The organism is Cryobacterium soli, assembly GCF_003611035.1.
In the GTDB taxonomy this organism is placed as follows: Bacteria; Actinomycetota; Actinomycetes; order Actinomycetales; family Microbacteriaceae; genus Cryobacterium; species Cryobacterium soli.
Map to the genome: position 1 here is coordinate 974,123 of NZ_CP030033.1, position 17,438 is coordinate 991,560.

A 17,438-nucleotide genomic window follows, 5' to 3' on the forward strand; every position below is an offset into this window, starting at 1 on the left:
AACGGCGGGTACTGCGGTTGAGGTGGTTTGCCCGCTCGCCTCCGTCGTGAAGGCGGCGGCACACCTAGTAGTGAGCGCGGATCAACCCGGTCCGCCCAGTAACAGGAGGTTGAGTCCCATGACACTTCACACGCAGCAGTCGCTGTCAGGTTTCATCGCGTCGGAGCCACAACACTCAGTCACGGAGAATGGCGACACTCGCTTCTACGTGCGCGTCGGCCAGCCCCATTTCCGTCGCGAGGAAGGAGGCTTCACCCCACTCGAACCAAGCTTCCACGACCTCGTCGCGTACCGGGCTACCGCCGACCGGGCACTCACACGGTTTGCCAAGGGCGACAGTTTTGTCGCCGAAGGTTACGTACGCACATTCCAAGTAGAGCGCGACGGTGAAGTCATCGACCGGGAGGAGTTCGTCGCGAAGAAGATCGGCCACGACCTCGCTCGCACGAACTATGAGGTGGACCGAGCCCGCCGATCAGCACCCTCCGAGAAGCTGAACGCATCCGCTGTACAGAACGTCATGCGACGAGCACCCCAGCTCGCCCAGGCCCGCTCTGCCGCACTCGGGACGTGAGGGCCACCATGTCATCTCCACTGGACGAGTGGGTCCCGGATGATCGAAATGGCAAGTTCGTCGATGACTCATTCGAAGATCTTGACGGCCCGCTCACTGCAGAGCCTCCACATCCCATCAACTGGAATCTACTCACCGCCGAAGAGGCCGAGGTCGAATGGATCGAGCTCAACCGGTGGGTGAATTGGCTACGTCGGACGTATGGACTCCCAGCCTCCGTCGTGCCGCCTCTCTGGCACCGCCACCCAGAACTTGTCTGGGAGCTCTCTGCGCTGCACTTACATTGGCTCTGCGCCTACGACCCCGATCAACACGGCTCGGCACCATTCGGCTGGCACCGCGACTTCGCCGACGCCCGCCAGCGTCTTCACGACTGGGTGGGGGCATCCGGGACCCGCCTCGAGCGCGACCGTCCTACGCGCCAAATCGCGTGGCCCGGTGAAACCCCTACCAGGGCAGCCGACGACATCATGATCGACGACCGTGACAAAGACTTTGCGTCTTTCGTCATCAAAGATGTCGAAAGACGTCGTGAGGCGGGAGCGGCCTTCTATGCTCGCGACGGTGCTAACCCACCCACAAGAATTGAGACTTAACCCATCGGCTGATCATGAATCACGCCGAGTAACAAGAAGAACCGCTCATAGTTGACGGGACTCACAAATCGCTAACAAGGACCTCTCCCCTTCACCAGTTTCAGGAAGGTGCAATTCCCATGCCGCCCTGTTGTCAAAGTAGATGCGTCGCGCCTCGTTTGAGAGCTTGCAAGTTCGCCGGCCACCCTTGACTGCCTCACGAACAATGAGGTTTTGCTCGCCGAGGCGTTTGGCCCGCCACCCGACAAGTTGCTGTGAGGCATTCAATTCACCAGCTATCTCCCCGGCGTAAATGGGCCGAGCTTCCGAAACCATGCTTCTAAGGATCCCCAGCTCAGTTTCGGGAAGTAGCCGTTCGTTAGCCGCCTGTGCTACGAGGTCCGAATACATCTAACTCAGTTCGAGATTCTCCGCGAGGTCAGTCGAGGCGCCGTTTCCAAGTGAAGCTCATGTCGACGCTCTGGCTTCTGGCTCGTCGAGATCGCGACCGGTCAACGGAAACTCGAGGTGGGCCTGTCCTCCCGTCCTGGTGCCATCAACGAATTTCTAGGTCCTCTAGCGCCAGGACGTCGTCACGCTCGAACATGCCTGAGTTCTTGAGTTCGGCCACAGCGGATGCCGGATCGGCTGTGTAGAGAACTACGGCAAGGTCGCGACGAGCTCGTGAACAGCAGACATACAAGAGCCTTGACGTACGTCCGATGACCGACTCTTTGCCGTCCGCGACATTGCGCAAATCAGTATCCGATAGAGCAGTCAGGCCGAGTAGTTTGTCGTACGAAAACTGATTGTGCGTACCTTCTTCATCATCCAGAACCACAACAACGCGTTCGAACTCCGCGCCCTTGACGCCTTGGTGAGTTGCGTAAGGTGAACGGCGAGCCGTGTATTCGCCATAACCCACTACTTCTATAGCCGCGCAGGAAAAGTAGCGCTCGACGATGCCAGCGACTAATTCCGCGTCCTCAGGATCCGCACCATTTCCTTCTGGGACCTCAGCTTGTCCGGTCGCAGGTATGGATAACGAAACGAGGATCCGTGAATCGAGTGACGTGAGTTTGTTGTCGGCAATCACCTTGAACAGGTCTCGCACAGACGATCCGGACGAGGGCGACAGCATATTGCTAAGTTCCTTGACCGCATGGGCGAGCTGCGCAAAAAGAGCCGCGATGTCGGACCGATTCTCGAGGTTAGCCTGACTGAGTAACTCGCAGTGCGCACGGAGTATTCGCATGACCTCCGACTTGTCCCCCGAATCGCTAGCACCAACTAGAGGGAGAACAAACCTAGTGATCGGGCCCAAAAGCCAACCGTCTCCCTCCTGAAAAGACGTGCCGTACTTGTCCGGAACCTTGTCGTTGAATGCGCTGTACAGAGCAGGGAAACCAAGACGATTTGCGGCCATCCGGTGAACGATTACAAGGATGCGCAACTCCCGGTTTTCGTCGGCACTCTGCCACAGCGGATCCGAGTGTTCAGCCGCAAGCCACTGGCGCACCCGCGCCAGATTCATTTGCCTCTTCCCGTCGGTCGGGAGAACAAATAGTCGCGCCGATCCTTGAACGAGAACGGGTGGAGTGACTGATTTGTCTATGCGTCCACCTGTCTGCACTAAGTCATCCGACCGTGATCGAATGTTGTTGATAACGGCAAGAATGGCCTGCGAGCTGCGGAAGTTTTCAGGTTTGTCGAATTGGACCCACCCCTCCGGAAGATCGATATCGCCAACACCAGTTGCATAGATCTGCTGCATCGGATCGCCGAAGAAACCTAGACAGAAGCGGTCAGAGTGTTCCGCTGCGACCTTACTAAGCGCTTCTACGACGGCGGGCATGGTGTCTTGGCTCTCGTCTACAAAGAAGAACGGATACCTCTGAGCCACGAGCTGCGCCAATAGAGGTTTCGTAGTCAGCAGCTGTGACCCGAGCTTCAAAATGTCGTCGTGACCAAGAGTGCCATTTTGGTAGTTACTCGATATGCCGTAGGTGTACGACACGTTGGCATCGAGCTCCTGAAGTTGGCGCTCGGCTCGGTCGATATCCTCTTGGTTGCGCTGTATGGTCGCCGGTCGGGTTCGCGGCTTGCTCGCGAAACCCGCGCGCAAGTCTTTCAGCTTGTCAATTTTCGTCTGCATCGACAGACTCACCCATACGCCTATATCGGATTTAAACGGTCGACATAGCTCCCAGAGAAAACTGTGGATGGTCGAGACGTGCACGAGCGGGTGCTCCCCGACATCTCGAGAGATTTCCTCTCGCGCGATATCGGTGTACGTAATGCAAACGATCTTCTGCTGGTTTCGCGCAAGAGCTACTCCCTGGCTTTGGATCAGATGCGCGAGGGCCTTAATCAACGAGGTTGTCTTTCCCGAACCGGCTCCGGCTCGGACGATGAATCCGCTGGGGCTCACGCTATCCAGGTGAGCGTGGAGTGCCAGATCGACAGGAGTATTGGGGCTTCCTATACGACTGGTCATCAGGCAACTTTGCCGAGGTCATCCGCTGCCAAAGCGTCCGCGTTCAGTACAGGGACCAGAATCTCATTCGGGGTCAGCTGAGATTCAAGCCATTTCAGTCCCTCATCGATGTAGGTCGGAACAACCCACGCTTCAGGATCAGCTTCGAACACCGCGAGCGCAAATTCAGTTTTCTTGAAACTCTTCGAAGCGACGCGGTGGTGAATTCGTGCCAATACGTTGCTGATGTCAGGAGTCTCTTCGCTGCGCTTTACGACGCTGAGATGCAGATCCTTCTGTCCCGCATCTTGGGTCCATTGCAGATTTTGGTACGCGAACGCCTCTTCCAATGTGCGTCCGGCAAGTTTCACCGTCGTGCCGTTCCAAGTGACATCTGTCACGCCCTGATAGGCCACTCGCACCGAACAAGGGCTCGCCTGTATCTTCAGATCTTCCGAAGCGCTCAGTAGGTCTGGGATTGAGGATCGCCCCGGCAGCCACTGCTTCAACGTTTCGTTCGAGGTTTGCGCACCGGGTACGTTGGTCATCGACACCGACAAAGATTTTGAAGTCTGGCCTGTACTCGGCATTTCGTTCATGGCCGATTCCTCCGCGTAGGACTCTGGCTCACCTGGGGTTGACACTGCAGCCCCTTTGAGAGCCACGCTGTCCAAGTCGGTAATCACCAAAGTGGTAATGCCAAGGAAGTTGACAAGATCACGGAAGCGATGCGCGAACGCCCCACCTACTTCGAGGATGCTCAAATACTGCGCTTTCAATTCCGGAGCAGTTCGTTCGATCATGAGCGGCAACAAGAGCCTCTCGACGTTTCCTTCTACAAGCACCGCCGCATCGGCGAAAAATAGATCACAATGAGTGAGTTTCATGTACCGAATCAGAAAGTCGCGCGTCACTACCTCGTCGATCGCTGCAGCGGCTGGGACGTCAGGTTCGCGCTCAGACGTTACAGCTTCTCCGCTTCCCTCGTCGGATGCAGCGGTGGCCGTTGGCCCGGAGACGACTGACTGCGGCGCCGTAGGTCGCTTGAACGTTGCCAAGTCCAAAACATCTGTGGTCGCCTGGTTGGGGACTCCCGCGGATCGTTTGAAGTAGCGAATCGGCGAGAACCCTGCCTCATAGATGATGTGCGACGAATGTGTTGTGATCACGAGCTGCGTCAAGAAAGAGGCCTCTTCGTCTAGGACCTTACGGATTTGACGGATGAACACCTGTTGCAGCTGCGCGTGCAGGTGGGCCTCAGGCTCTTCTATCATGACCAAGTGGAGAAGCGGACGGACCGGCATGCTCGCCCATCGTTCCTGGAAATCCAACAACTCGATGACCATATAGATCAGGTTCTTGAACCCCAGACCGTTATATCGACCGGGTAGCATCACCGGCGCGACGCCAGGATCGAGCGTGTCAGGATCGTCCAATGAGTAGTGGACGCTGGTGTTCTTGCTAGAGAATATGGACTCTGGATCAACGACGGATCTGATCAACAGATACGGATTTGAAAACCCGGGATACCCAAGCTTGTTAAGGCTGTCCAGGGTCGGTTTGAACACTTGAAGAAGATGGTCGTTCAACCGCCGCTCTGAATCAGCAAGCGCTCGCGTTGCTCCGTGGTTGTCGTCATAGCGTTCAAGGTTGTTCTTGTAAAAGCGGCCAAGACGCCCCGAGAGGTGCTCCCCCTTGCCACTCGCTTCAGAGTCCGAGAGGAAGCGCTGAGCATCCATGAAGTCGACCTTGATTATCGAGTCGAGAATTGTGCGCGCCTGTGTAGAGGTGTCGGCCAAGGCCCGCGGAGGTCGGCTGAGATCCTCATTCCACTCCTCGTCAAAGGACGACCGGTCAAGTGTTGCGATGCTGACTGAATATTCCTCCTGCAACGTGCGTGAAAGGTAGTCACTGAGCGACGTCGGCCATGGGTGGAAGTCAGACGCGTCGTCCGTTGCCTCCTGGGCTTGACTTCGCGCGTGGCGATACCGAGCGAGAAGCTCGTCTGAGTTGTCGGGCTGAAGCGACAACCGTACGCCCAGCGGGCCTGACTCCCAGTCGAGGTTAGGGATCAGCGGGATTGCGCGGTACAGATCCTGCGCATCGATGTCAAACCACAAGTCCAGCGTGATCGACGGAAGCGGGGACTTATCTGACAGGTCATTTCCTGCACTATCCATTTGCGCCCAGCACGCCGAGCTGAAGTCGTGGATGGAAAAGTCCCTGCTACCACGATTGGAAAGGAATAGACGGAACGCGTAAGTCGCAGACGTCTTCCCGCTGTTGTTCGCACCGACGAAAATTGTTGTTTCCGGATCTACCGACACTCGTACGTTTTGCAAGCGGCGAAAGTTCTCCACTCGAAAAGAGCTCAGCCTCATCAATAAACCCATCGATTTGATATCGTCGCGGACCCTCGAAGCCGTTCGAAGTCACCGCATTCTTGGCTTCGTTTCATCAGTTTTCTAACACTCATAGCGGCAATCTCATTTCTGGGGCTGATTACGAAGAAGTCGGTACGAATCGTCAACAGGCGACACTGGTTGGGCAGGGCAAGTGGATTCAGATAGCTTCATTCGGCGCATGCCCGTCTTGATATCGCAGGTCAGGGGGCGCCGCGCGGGCTTCCAGCGGCCACATCCCCCAGAGCGGATCCGCTGTCCGAAAGCGGAAGCTGTGAGTCTCATGGGCGGCTGGACAATATCGATTCAGTGAAGCGCACGCGGTCCTCTTCTTTCAAACTACTCACCAACTGAAAGTAGTATTCAGCGGCTTGGTCGAACTGAGTTGCTCGTGCCAGATATTCAAACCCCAATCGGAGAGCGTCGAAGAGAGCCTGCGACTCAACGCCTCGATGCTCCACTCCTGCACGAAACCCCTCAACGACGAAAGGTAGCGTGTCAGCGGTTAACCAAGGCTCGTTGAGAATCAATTTGCTTAGGTGTCCGAGATTGCTTTCTTGTGCATCTGGGGTGCTGGTCACATTCACCATCCAAGCACTGAGGCAAAATGCCCAGTCTCGGATCGCATCCGGGTTGCCGGACGCAGTAGACATCGCCGCAAGCGCAAAAGTCACCCGCGCGCTTGCTTCGTCCCCTGTCGCGTGCAAGTAGGACGCGGCAACAGAGTGCGCTTTCTGCCCCTGGAGTGTCAGTGATAGCTCGAGCATTGACTTGGAAAAGGGAACAGAAACATAGAAGTTGGCGACTAGGGTCGCGTCGGCGACGTCAACCATCGCTTCGGCGAGCACGTGGTCCTCGCGCAAATACTTAAGCAATTCAAGGGTCCCGAACGATTGGACCCCCATAGAATCCGCAAGCTTTCGCAATGCTGTGTCGTCCGCCCAGAGAATCAAACCGTCCGCCGCCGCGATGTCAACCGCAGATAGCCACACCCCCATGGCGTCGTGGTCCTCAGTCCGAGGGAAAGTCACAAGCTCGGTGTGAGGTAGCCTCACGACAGCCTTGAAGGCATCAACAGTTCGTTGCGCTAGTCGAAGCTGACTAGCTGCGGCGTCGTCGTCGATCAGCTCGAACCGCGGCGCTCTCCCCGCCTGAGCGGGCACGAAAGCGAGTCCGGAAACCCGTTGCAAACTTCTATGGCCTTGTTGGCTGTCCAAATACTGTTCGTTTGTTGCGACCAGGCTGGGGATACTGCCGAATATCATGGCGCCCAAGTCGTCGGGCAGAAGGCTCCGCGTGAAAGCCGCGGTTGTGTCAATGACCACGCGCTGGCCGCCCATTGCGGCTACTAGAGCGCGGCGCTCTGTCGTTGCGTTCCACGCGCTCGCGTAACGGGCTCCAGAAGCGCGCAGAACGATCGTCTCCGCATACGTGCGACCATGAATCTCAGTCGATGCTCCGATCGGGAACTCTCCAGACGCAATCCTGGCATCGAACTCGGAAGTGTCGGGCCGCTCCCCAATTGCCTGGACTATCGAATCGATAGGATTCTCGAGATCGACTTCGATAGGTATGAAGTATCCGGCGTCCGGGAAGTCCTTAAGGTATTCAGCGAGGAAGTTGGACTCAGCCGGCTGGTCAATTTCCTCGTCCTGATCGGTTGGTGCTTGGAAGAGAAGGGCGGTCACGATTCGTCGACGAATTGTTTCTTCAAGAGCCCACTCTGATGCCAGCACCACCAGGTCAGCCTCCGTTCCTACCTGGGCTCCGAATTCGTCAAGGAGGTCGATCCAGACCATCACCTGCCACTCGTCCGTGGGGTGCGGTCGACCGTGCGTATTCCAAGTTTCCAAGGCCTCGGACCTGTCACCAACATGAAACTGGCATATGACAAGTGCCCATATCGCGGACGGATTTCGCGGTTCACGCTCGACAAGGCTCGAAGCTGATCTCGCTGCTGCCTCCCAGTCTTTCAGCGTCGAGTAGCACTCGACCAAGAGCCGATTCGCGCTCTTGTGGCCGCCCCATCCGGAGGTAGCAGCCAACAGCGCCGAGTTAATAGCGTCGATCGCCGATGCCGTCTCACCGGCTTTTTTTGTGTGCCAGGCAAGCTGCATCCAAAGGTCCGCGTCATTCCATCGCTGAGCGCCTTCACGAAGCAATTGGGCCGCGTTCGAGTTGTCGCCATTTTTCTCGAAGTATTGGACCAGGATCATAAGCATGCGGCTTGATGATGCTGCCGAGGACCGAGCTTGCTGAACTGACCCCTGCTCCTTTGAATACAGTGCTGCGATGGTCCTTAGCTCCGATGCCACCTTCTGGTTCTCAACAGCGAGCTCGGCAATGTATGGATCGGAGATGCCTAGGAACGCCAACTGCAAGCAAGCGTCCGCTTTCTCGTTTCCGTTGTCGGTTGAGGCGAGTGCCTTTCTCCAAAGATCGGCAGCCAGATCACTGTCCCCATCCTGCTCCGCGAGCAGGGCGTCAATTCGCGTGCGCTCGTAAGCCGTCGCTGTTGTGTCCTTAAGTAGTGCTTTCGCTTCGTCGACGTCACCTCGATCTGCGGCCATCATGGCAAGTTGGACCCGCACCTCCGGCGCGACTGCCTCAGCCTCCGTCGCTTCTCCGTTTGGCGGAAGTTTTGCCAAACTGGACGCTCCTTCTGGGTCGGAAAGCAGGCGTCTTACATGCATAGCCTTGGCTACTGCCGCGCCGCTGGAGAACCCCCATCGGCGCCGATTGTCTCGAACCGTGAGCAATGTGGCCAACGCCTGAGAGAGATCGTTCGAGCGGAGAGCCGATGCCGAATTCCCGTCACGGAAGACCATAGCTTCTGCTGCGATCATTCCGCCCGAACTCGAGCCGAATGTTTCGAGAGCCTCTCGTCCGAACTGAATCGCGGCATCAAAATCCATGTCTTGGCAGGCCATGCGGGCTTGGATTGTTAACTTGGCAGAAGTCTCCGCGCTCGTTAATGGTCGCCATTCGGCGACAATCCTGACGACTCTGTCTCGATCCTTGTCCAAGTCCGCCAAGGCAGCATCCACCAGCGGATGTGGTGATGCGCCTTCAAGAATTGCTCTCGCGGCTTTCTCATCGTGTGGCTTGATCCACATCTTTCGGACCGTCCAGTAGCCGGCTGACGACACCCCATCGTCTATTGCGTCTTTGTAAAACGTGTCGGCCGCCTCGTCAACGCGCAGGTCTTGTGAGTACTGGCCGAGCCAAGCGTTTACTTCAGGTGGAGCAGATTCCAGGAATCGGGGGGTGGATGTTGCCCAACCGCGGAGAAGCTCGGGGATGCCACCGGATCTGTCCATCCGGCCTATCACCTCTGCCATGCCCGGCCAACTTGCTTGCAGGGACGCCGCCTCCTGCGCTCTGAGTGGATGCAAGTTCTCGAGCCGATGCTCGAACAGGGCGACGTCTGTAGAGCGTTCGTCTAACTGAGCTCCGAGAGCCGCGGTGCTCTGATCGACCGTAGAGATTACTTGGGCATTGGACAATACCAGCGCCGACCCGACAGGCAGTCGGCGAAGATACGACTTCTGAACGAGTCGGAAGACCTGTTCTCCGCGCGCGTCACCCGGTGTGCCCGATGTCACCATTTCGCCGAATGCTCGAAAGGCCTCCGCCTTGGTCGCCGAGGAGTCCGTCTCAATCGCCGAGCGGAATTTGCCACTAACTAGCACCACGCGAAGCTGCTTCTGACTTATGTCGAAATCAAGCGCTTTGAGTGCGCGCTTGACATCTCTGACGACAAAAATCTCTATCGTCAACGTTCGCCACAGCCATCCAAGGGGGCCTTTTAGACCAGCGAGGCCTTTCGCCAACGCAAAGACGTCGATCACCCGTAATCCCCAATCGATCCGCTCTGGTCGAGCTCGCTGCGCTAAGGCTAGTGCTCTCCGTGCTCTCGCTTCAGCGAACGGCAGGCACTGACGCAACTTGGTTGCATGCACGCCGACCCATATCCCTCATCGAGGTCGTCCACGGACTCAAGAGTCGCGCCCTGCACGCGACGATGCTCGCCACTCAGCTTGCGCTTCTCGAAATGGCCCAGCGCTACCTGCGTCTTTTCAGCGTCGAGATAAACTGCGATATCGTTTTCCCGGTCGAGGAGCGCGCTTACGGTCGGGCTCACTGGAGTGAAGTGTGTTCACACTAGACGGTGCCACCACCGCGGCGGCACCGCGTTCAGTCTTCATGTTTCGCGAACGCGCGGTCGAGGAGCGCGGCGGTGGCCGGGTTCACGAGTTCGCTGCGTTGGACGTAGTGCATGACCGTGACCCTCGTGTCCGTATGGCCGAGCAGTTCGGCGGCGAGTTCGATGCTGGCGTTGTTGTTAACGGCGGTGGCGACGGTGCGGCGGAACATGTGCGGGGTTACCCCGTTGATGCCGGCTCCCTCGAGCACCTGGCGCAACTGTCTGCGCACGTTCCCCGTGGTCAGCGGCGTGCCGTCTCGGGATTGGAAGAGCAGGTCATCCAGGCCCATGCTGCCGACTTTGGCGAGCCGCCGGCGGACCGCGTCGGCGGTGAACGTGGGAATAGCGACAACGCGAGTGGACTTGGCGGTTTTGGGGTGGTCCTGCCGGAAGGTCTGCTCGCCCTTGCGGCTGACGATGGTGCCGGCCAGGCGGATGGACGGCACGGGGCTGGTGATGTCGACGTCCCGGCGGCGGATGGCGAGGACTTCGCCGATCCGGGCTGAGGTGCCGAGCATGACCTCGATGATGGCGCCGAGCTGGCCGTCGGGCTTGGGGCCGGAGGTGTGGTTGACGGCGCTTTCCCACTGGGCGATCGCCGCGCGGATCACATTGACCTCGGGGGCCATGAGCGCGGCCGGGACGTGCGGCTCGCGGTGCAGCCGAGCGACGTGGTCCATGGGGTTCCGCGGCAGGACCTCGTGCCGCACCGCCAACTCCAGCGCCAGCCGCAGCACCACCCGGGCCTGTTTGGCGCGGTTGTAGGAGATCTTCGCGAGCTGCTTGATGAACTTGTCGCACCGGGCCACACCGATCTCCCGCAGCGCCAGGTGATCGAAGGCCGGTGAGACGAGAGTGCGCATGTTGCGCTCGTACAGGTTGCGGGTGGTCCGGGAGATTCGATCCTCCAGGTCGATGTCCTCCAACCAGTAGACCACCAGGTCGCGGAACAAGCTGTCCGGCGACAAGCTCGTGTCAGCAGGCTGGAACAGGTCCCGGTCGGCGAGCTTGGCCTTCAGTGCCCGTTCGGCGGCTTTGGCCGTGCCGCCGGTGCCTTGCACCAGGCGTGCGTGGCCGTCCCAGTCCCGGTAGCGAGTTCGTGCCTCGTAGCGTCCGTTCGGCATCTGGCGGGTGCTGATGTCGCCGAAGGTGCCGATGGGTCAATCGCTGCCGGGGCATCTCAGCTCACCGCCGATCGGTGCGCCTCGCCGCGCTGGAGGAGGGGTCCCGCTGTTGGGCAATCCAGGCCCGCACGTCGGAGATGGCGAACTTGAGGTGCTTGCCGAACCGGTAGGCGGTGGGGCCTTTGCCGTGCACCCGCCAGTCGTAGACGGTGGAGATCGGGATGCCCAGGTAGGCGGCCAGCTCGGCAACGTCCATCAGGGGCTCCAAGCCCCAGTCGTCGGTGGGAACAGAGGTTGGGTTCTCGTTGTGAATGCTCATACCCAGAAGGTGCGCACGAGAATCCCGGACGATCGGGAAGGACCGAAACCGACCTCAGCGCCCCGCACGGCAGGGCCGAAAAAGCGGCGGAAAGGGGCTGAAAGTGATGGGGTAGTGATGGGAACATCAAATCTCTTAACCAAAAAAGTCCCGGAAACCCTTGAGTTTCCGGGACATTTGGTCGGGCTGACAGGATTTGAACCTGCGACCCCCTGACCCCCAGTCAGGTGCGCTACCAAGCTGCGCTACAGCCCGCCGTGTTCCGGTGGATTCCCGAGGGGATCTACCGGAGACAACTGGACTAGCTTACCGCGTCGGGAGAGGGGTTGCGTTCACTTTTGGGGGTTGGGGGGAGGTTGACATTGGTGGAGAGGGTTTTAGTGTCTACCGGAGACGGGGTTCCGGATCTCGACAAGCTGGATCAGCGGGTGGCGGCGTTGGGTGTCGAAGGGTGGCGGGGTCTCGACTGGCTCGACCGACGTGTGGGGGCGTTGGGTTCGAAAGGTTGCGGGGTCTCGACAAGCTCGGCCAACGAAGCGGGGACACAGGCCGGGGTGGGGGGATTCCCTGGTGGTACATAGGTTGTCCATAGGAACGGTGCGTAGCGTGACGCGAGGTCGTCACCGGCCGCTCATCAATCGAAGGAAGATATGTCCCAGAACAGCTCACGTCCCCTGTCCAAGTTCAACCTCGTCCTGGCGGTGCTGTGGCTGGTCGACCTGGTTGTGACCGTGGCGGGGTATCTGATCCTCACTTCCTCCAACGCCACCCAGGCCGAGTTCTACACCTCGCAGTCCTCCGACTACGTGGCGTACTTCACCGCTCAGTCGGGCAGCAACCTGGGCGCCAACCTGCTCGCCGCCGGCGTGATCGGCTTCATCATCACCCTCGCTGCCCTCGTGGTGAGCCGGGCGATCACCAAGAGCGCCGCCACCGCTGCACCGGTTGATGCCGCGCACGACGAGCCCGACTTCGACTTCGACGACGACACCGACTTCGACGCCGAGGAGACCGCCCCGGTCAAGGCCCGCGCCGCCGAGACCGGCACCGTCACGGCCAGCGCCACTGACGCTCCCGCCGACCTCACGCCGGCACCGTCCGTGCCCGCCGATGAGGTGGCCGCCGCTCCGGCCGGTGACGCCCCGACCGACGCCCCGTCGGGCGAAGAGCCCAACGCCACGCGCTAGACGCTAAGCTCACCCTCACCACGCGCTTCGGTGCGGATGGGGAATGCCCGGGATGGTGCCCTAACCACCACCCCGGGCATATCTATGTTTGGGCCTCGCCGCCCAAAAACCTGTCTACTTTGGAAGGGCGTCGAGGAGGGTCTTGACCTCGGCGTCGGAGAGCGGCGCCCACGGCGAGCCGTCGGGGTTCGCGGCGGCGGCATCCGGGCTCTCGCCCTGGTTCCACCACTTGCTCTCGTAGGGCACGCCGTCGAAGAGGATCATGTCGTTCTTCTCGTACACGGCGGTGCCTTGCCATTCGGGGTAGGTGCCCGCGGGCAGGGTGGGCTTGGGGATGGGGGTCTCCCCCGGCAGCACCGGGCCGATCAGCACCCACGGCGTCTCCCATTCGTTGAGCACGGGGTTGTCGGGCAGGTCACCGCGGGTCCACCACTTGGTCTGGTAGACGTTCTTGTGCCAGACCACCTTGGTGCCCTCGAGGTAGGAGGCCTCCGCCGCCCAGATCGCGTACGGGCTGGTGGCCGGGTCGTCTTCAATCGAGTCGATCTCGTCGGCCTCGTCGGTGGTGACCGCCGCGGCAGCGGCAACCGGGCGGCCGGTGAAGCCGTCGCCCAGCAGCGCCACGAACTTCTCGTCGCCCTGGTCGATGCCGCTGCAGGAGTCCGAGACCCGTTTGACGTCGGCGTAGTTGGACCCGCAGGTGGTGTCCCGGTTGAGCGACCAGAGGGACATCCGGCCCACCTTCTGCTCCTGGGCGAAGGTGTTGAGCGCCTTCGCGTCGTCGAGGCCGAAGATCTCCCCCGCCACGTCGTTCTGGCCCACCATCGGCGTGATGCCGATCTTCTGCCACACCGTGGCATCCGTCAGCTCGGTGCCAGCCCGGCTGTACAGGGTGCCGATCTGCCGGTGCGCGGCGGTGACCCCGCGGATGGCGGCCTCCGCCATGGTCTCGTCGGCGTCCTTGCTGCTGCCGAAGTCCATGGTCATCAGGTTCACCCCGGCCAGGTCCACCTGGGCGTCGAGCATCGCCGAGACGGCGTTGGTGCCGTCTTCGGTGAGCCCGCCGGTGGCCACGGGCAGGGTCAGCCACACGGCGAGGTCCTCCCCCGCCGCACGCCGGTCTGCCTGCAGTTCGGCGATCGCGGTGGCCCGGCGGGTCGCCGCGGCCGAATCGGTGAGGTTGGCGCCCTCGAGGTCGAGGTCGATGGTGGTCACGTCGTACCGGTCCAGCACGGCGGCGTACGCGGCGATGAGCGCCTTCTTGTCGGTGCAGCCGGTGCCCAGCTCGGTGTTGAGCAGCCCGCCGAACGAGACGACGATCTGGCCGCCGAGCTGCTTCACCCGGGCCAGGCGGCGGTCGAGGTCGAGCTCGTCCGACGCCTCGTCGAGGCTGAAGTGGGTGCCCCAGCTGGGCGCGCAGGCGTCGTCGGTGGCGGCGACGATGAAGGAGAGCACCACGTCGTTGCCGGCCAGGTCGGCCGTGGCCTCGAAGTCGTAGGTGGGGGTGGCCGTCACGTCGACATACCCGGCGAACCAGGGGTCGTAGGCCTCGGCGGCCTGCGCCGACCCCCACCACTGCCAGCCGAGGTAGCCGCCGGTGGAGAGCGCCACGACGAGCACGATGCCCAGGAACACCCGCACCACGGAGAGGCGACGGCGGGGCCGGTCGGACTTGCCGGGCGCGCCGGTCGTCACGGGCGCCATCGCGCCCGGGTTCACGGCGGTCACCGGAGCACGCCCTGCTTGGCGGCGCGCTTGGAGACGACGGGCTTGACGAACGGTCCGGTGACCAGTTCCACGTCGCTGGGCAGTTCGCCCACGACGTGACCGTGGTAGATCACGGCCCGCCAGTCCAGGGTGGGCTCAGCCGGTTGCGGCAGGGCCACCTGGGCGCCCTTGCGGCGCGGGGCCCGTTCGATGAACATCCACTGGGTCAGGCCCAGCCAGACGTCCACGATCGAGTTCCAGATGCCGATGTAGGTGAGGATCGCGGTGCTGGCGAGCAGGGCGTTGAACCCGGCGAACGCGGCGTTGCCCCAGTTCTCGTTGGAGACATCCCGCCACAGGGTGAGGGCGGAGAAGGCGACGATGAGGAACGGCACCACCACGAACAGGAGCGGGGCGGCCGTGCGGTTGCGCACCTTGGGGGTGCGGGCGAACGGGATCTTCTTGCTGGTCACGGCCTGCTGCAGCGACTTGAGCACCCCGGCGAGGTTCACCGGCAGCAGGATGAGGTTGAACCCGTAGATGCGGAAGATGTCGCTGAACTTGTACCCGCAGTAGCGCAGGTCGCTGCCCATGGCCAGGAAGTACGGCAGGGCGGCGAGCACCACGACCGGGCTGAGCAGCCGGCTGTCGTACGGGTAGGCGAGCAGGAAGATCAGGCCGAAGCTGGCCCAGGCGATGCTGGTCATGTAGTTCACCCGCAGCGCCAGTTCGATCAGGCTGATCGGGTGGCCCTGACGGCGGCGTTCGCGCATCTGGCGCCACAGCTTGGGCAGGATGAGCAGACCACCGTTGGCCCAGCGGCGGCGTTGCACGATGAGCGAACCGAAGTCGGGCGGGGTGGCGCTGTAGGAGAGGCGTTCGGGGTAGTTCACCAGCGACCAGCCGTGCGTGCCCAGGTCGATGCTGGACTCGGTGTCCTCGATCACGGTGCGGTCCTGCACGTAGCGGCGCACCTCGAAGCCGCCCACGGTCTCGACCTCGACGATGTCTTCGAGGGCCACCTTGCGGATCACCGCGTTGGCGCCCACCCAGAAGGTGGCGCCGTAGTACGACATGCCCTGGTGCAGAATGTGCTGGATGTCGGTGGTGGCGCCGGCGAGGCGTTCGATGCGGGTGGGGGCGCCGCGGAACGAGGAGTACGGCGTCTGGGTGACGGCAACGCGGGCGTTGTCGGGCTGCTCGAGGAAGTAGACCAGGCGCAGGCAGTAGTCGCGCAGCAGCAGCGAGTCGGCGTCGAGGGTGAGCAGGTACTCGGAGTCGCGCACCACGTAGTCGGCGGGGGCGTCGTCCTCGACCGGGCGGAGGATGGTGCCGTCGGGTCCGTCTTCGCGCTGGAACCGGCGACCCATCAGGCCGATGTAGGCGTTGAGGTTCATGGCCTTGTTGGCCTCGTGCGAGAGCGACGAGAACAGTTTGCGTTCGAAGGTGTCCAGCTCGGCGGAGAACGTCCAGAGCAGCCGGCGGTGCAGCTCGAGCATCCGGGCGGCGGCGGGGGCGGTGCCCTCCTTCGCGGCGGCGGCCAGCGCGGCTCCGGTGAGGGAGAGTTCGGCGGCGAGACCGCCGAGCACCTGCTCGACGAAGAAGGTGTCGACGTGGTCGTCGATGGTCTCGGAGGAGGCCATCGCCTGCAGCCAACGGGCGGCCCACTGGTAGTTGTCGGCCAGGCGCTGCACGGCCCGTTCGGTGGGCTGGTCGTTGCCGGCCAGTTCCAGCTCGCAGATGAGCAGCTCTTCGGTGAACCGGGCCTTGGGTTCGGCCAGGGCCCGTTCGATGTCGCGGGCGATGCTGCGGGAGACCTGCAGCTGCGCGGCCACGGCCGGGTCGGTGGGGTGGGGCGGGTCATCCAGCAGCAGCACGATGCGCAGGTCGGGGTACTCCTGCAACGCCGCCGACCACAGGGTGCCGCGCACCACGCCGGGCTCCTCGCTGTAGGAGGGCACCAGCACCGTGAGCGAGCCGTGGTGGGTGGCGAAGTGGCTGTCCAGCTCGGCGCGGGGCACCCGCACGTGGTCGCGGAAGCGTTGCAGCGCGCCCTGCCGGGCGATGAGGTACATCAGCGCGGAGAAGGTGAGGAAGCTCACCACGACCCAGTACGAGACGGCTTCGGTGGTGAACCGGAAGCTCTCGGTACCGTTGTTGAGGAACTGGCGGAGGATCGTGTAGATGACGTAACCGAACCAGGCCACGACGGTGGCGATGATGGCCAGCCGGCCCCAGGTGATCTTGGAATCGCTGGGGATCTCGTGCACGGTGGGGAGCGGCTGAGTGCTGCGTTCGGCACCGAGCTGGCGTTTGCGGGCAGGCGAAGCTAGGGACTTCGTAGGCACAGTAATTACATCCTTGGGGTAGGGCCAGGGATCTCGTTGGATCGACGGTCGAGAGTTTCGGGTTCTCGGAGAGACCAGGTAGCAACGAAATGCGGGGGACGCGGAAATGTCGGAAGGCTTCGTGGTGCACCCAGTGCCGCTCTAGGAAGCGGGGGGCTGGGGAACTGCGGGAGGGAGAAGCGCACCCTTCGGGTGGTGCGACGGCAATCTGACGCGCGGGCTTCGGGGCCCGGTGGGTGACCGGGCTTCGGGGCCCGGCCGGTGATGCGGATGCTGGGTGCTGCGGGTTGAACCGGGCCGGAGCCCGAAAGGAGTGGAGCACGTCGGGTGGTGCACTTCGGTGTGGATCACGGGCCGGGTTGGGCCCGTTGGCGTGCGGTGGTCGGTGGAGCCGGGTGGACTCTGCCGACATTCAAAACCTAGAACAATCTCGGCGGCGACAGAAGACCCCTCCCCCGGGGGCTCCCCGGATGGGGTCTGGGCCGGGTGCCCGCCCACTTCCGCGCCAGCACTGGCATC

11 protein-coding genes and 1 tRNA gene are annotated in these 17,438 nt (G+C 61.6%); 3 read left to right on the plus strand and 9 right to left on the minus strand.

Features of this window, described 5'->3' with window-relative positions:
• The first annotated feature begins 118 nt into the window (after positions 1-118).
• Both DOE79_RS04485 and DOE79_RS04490 read left to right on the plus strand, forming a co-directional pair.
• Positions 119-574 (plus strand): single-stranded DNA-binding protein, encoded by a 456-nt coding sequence (locus DOE79_RS04485; RefSeq protein ID WP_120337470.1) that lies wholly within the window; start codon positions 119-121, stop codon positions 572-574.
• A gap of 8 nt (positions 575-582) precedes the next feature.
• Positions 583-1,170 (plus strand): hypothetical protein, encoded by a 588-nt coding sequence (locus tag DOE79_RS04490; RefSeq protein ID WP_120337471.1) that lies wholly within the window; start codon positions 583-585, stop codon positions 1,168-1,170.
• Positions 1,171-1,705: 535 nt separating this feature from the next.
• On the opposite strand, the gene DOE79_RS04495 is transcribed toward DOE79_RS04490, so the two are convergent.
• The 7 genes from DOE79_RS04495 to DOE79_RS04525 form a co-directional block, all read right to left on the minus strand.
• Complete coding sequence (locus DOE79_RS04495) at positions 1,706-3,646, minus strand: UvrD-helicase domain-containing protein (protein WP_120337472.1); 1,941 nt, start codon at positions 3,644-3,646, stop codon at positions 1,706-1,708.
• Positions 3,646-5,952 (minus strand): ATP-dependent nuclease, encoded by a 2,307-nt coding sequence (locus DOE79_RS04500; protein ID WP_245977113.1) that lies wholly within the window; start codon positions 5,950-5,952, stop codon positions 3,646-3,648. The genes DOE79_RS04495 and DOE79_RS04500 overlap by 1 nt, the downstream gene beginning before the upstream one ends.
• A 356-nt stretch (positions 5,953-6,308) precedes the next feature.
• Positions 6,309-9,878 (minus strand): tetratricopeptide repeat protein, encoded by a 3,570-nt coding sequence (locus DOE79_RS20420; RefSeq protein ID WP_162942599.1) that lies wholly within the window; start codon positions 9,876-9,878, stop codon positions 6,309-6,311.
• A gap of 47 nt (positions 9,879-9,925) precedes the next feature.
• Positions 9,926-10,171 carry a hypothetical protein gene (locus DOE79_RS20425; protein ID WP_162942600.1) on the minus strand — a complete coding sequence of 82 codons (246 nt, stop codon included), beginning with the start codon at positions 10,169-10,171 and terminating at the stop codon, positions 9,926-9,928.
• Positions 10,172-10,224: 53 nt separating this feature from the next.
• Positions 10,225-11,358 carry a tyrosine-type recombinase/integrase gene (locus DOE79_RS04515; RefSeq protein ID WP_120337476.1) on the minus strand — a complete coding sequence of 378 codons (1,134 nt, stop codon included), beginning with the start codon at positions 11,356-11,358 and terminating at the stop codon, positions 10,225-10,227.
• Between the two features lie 61 nt (positions 11,359-11,419).
• Positions 11,420-11,677 (minus strand): helix-turn-helix domain-containing protein, encoded by a 258-nt coding sequence (locus DOE79_RS04520; RefSeq protein WP_245977114.1) that lies wholly within the window; start codon positions 11,675-11,677, stop codon positions 11,420-11,422.
• 178 nt (positions 11,678-11,855) lie between these two features.
• Positions 11,856-11,932 (minus strand) — tRNA-Pro (locus DOE79_RS04525).
• 395 nt (positions 11,933-12,327) lie between these two features.
• On the opposite strand from DOE79_RS04525, the gene DOE79_RS04530 reads away from it, so the two are divergent.
• A complete protein-coding gene (locus DOE79_RS04530; protein ID WP_120337477.1) occupies positions 12,328-12,864 on the plus strand; it encodes a hypothetical protein in 537 nt (178 codons plus the stop codon).
• Positions 12,865-12,978: 114 nt separating this feature from the next.
• Here DOE79_RS04530 and DOE79_RS04535 read toward each other — a convergent pair whose 3' ends face one another.
• Entirely contained in the window at positions 12,979-14,592 is a 1,614-nt protein-coding gene (locus tag DOE79_RS04535) for a chitinase (protein WP_220094283.1), read from the minus strand.
• Positions 14,589-16,919 carry a glycosyltransferase family 2 protein gene (locus tag DOE79_RS04540; protein WP_120337478.1) on the minus strand — a complete coding sequence of 777 codons (2,331 nt, stop codon included), beginning with the start codon at positions 16,917-16,919 and terminating at the stop codon, positions 14,589-14,591. The genes DOE79_RS04535 and DOE79_RS04540 overlap by 4 nt, the downstream gene beginning before the upstream one ends.
• Between the last annotated feature and the right edge of the window lie 519 nt (positions 16,920-17,438).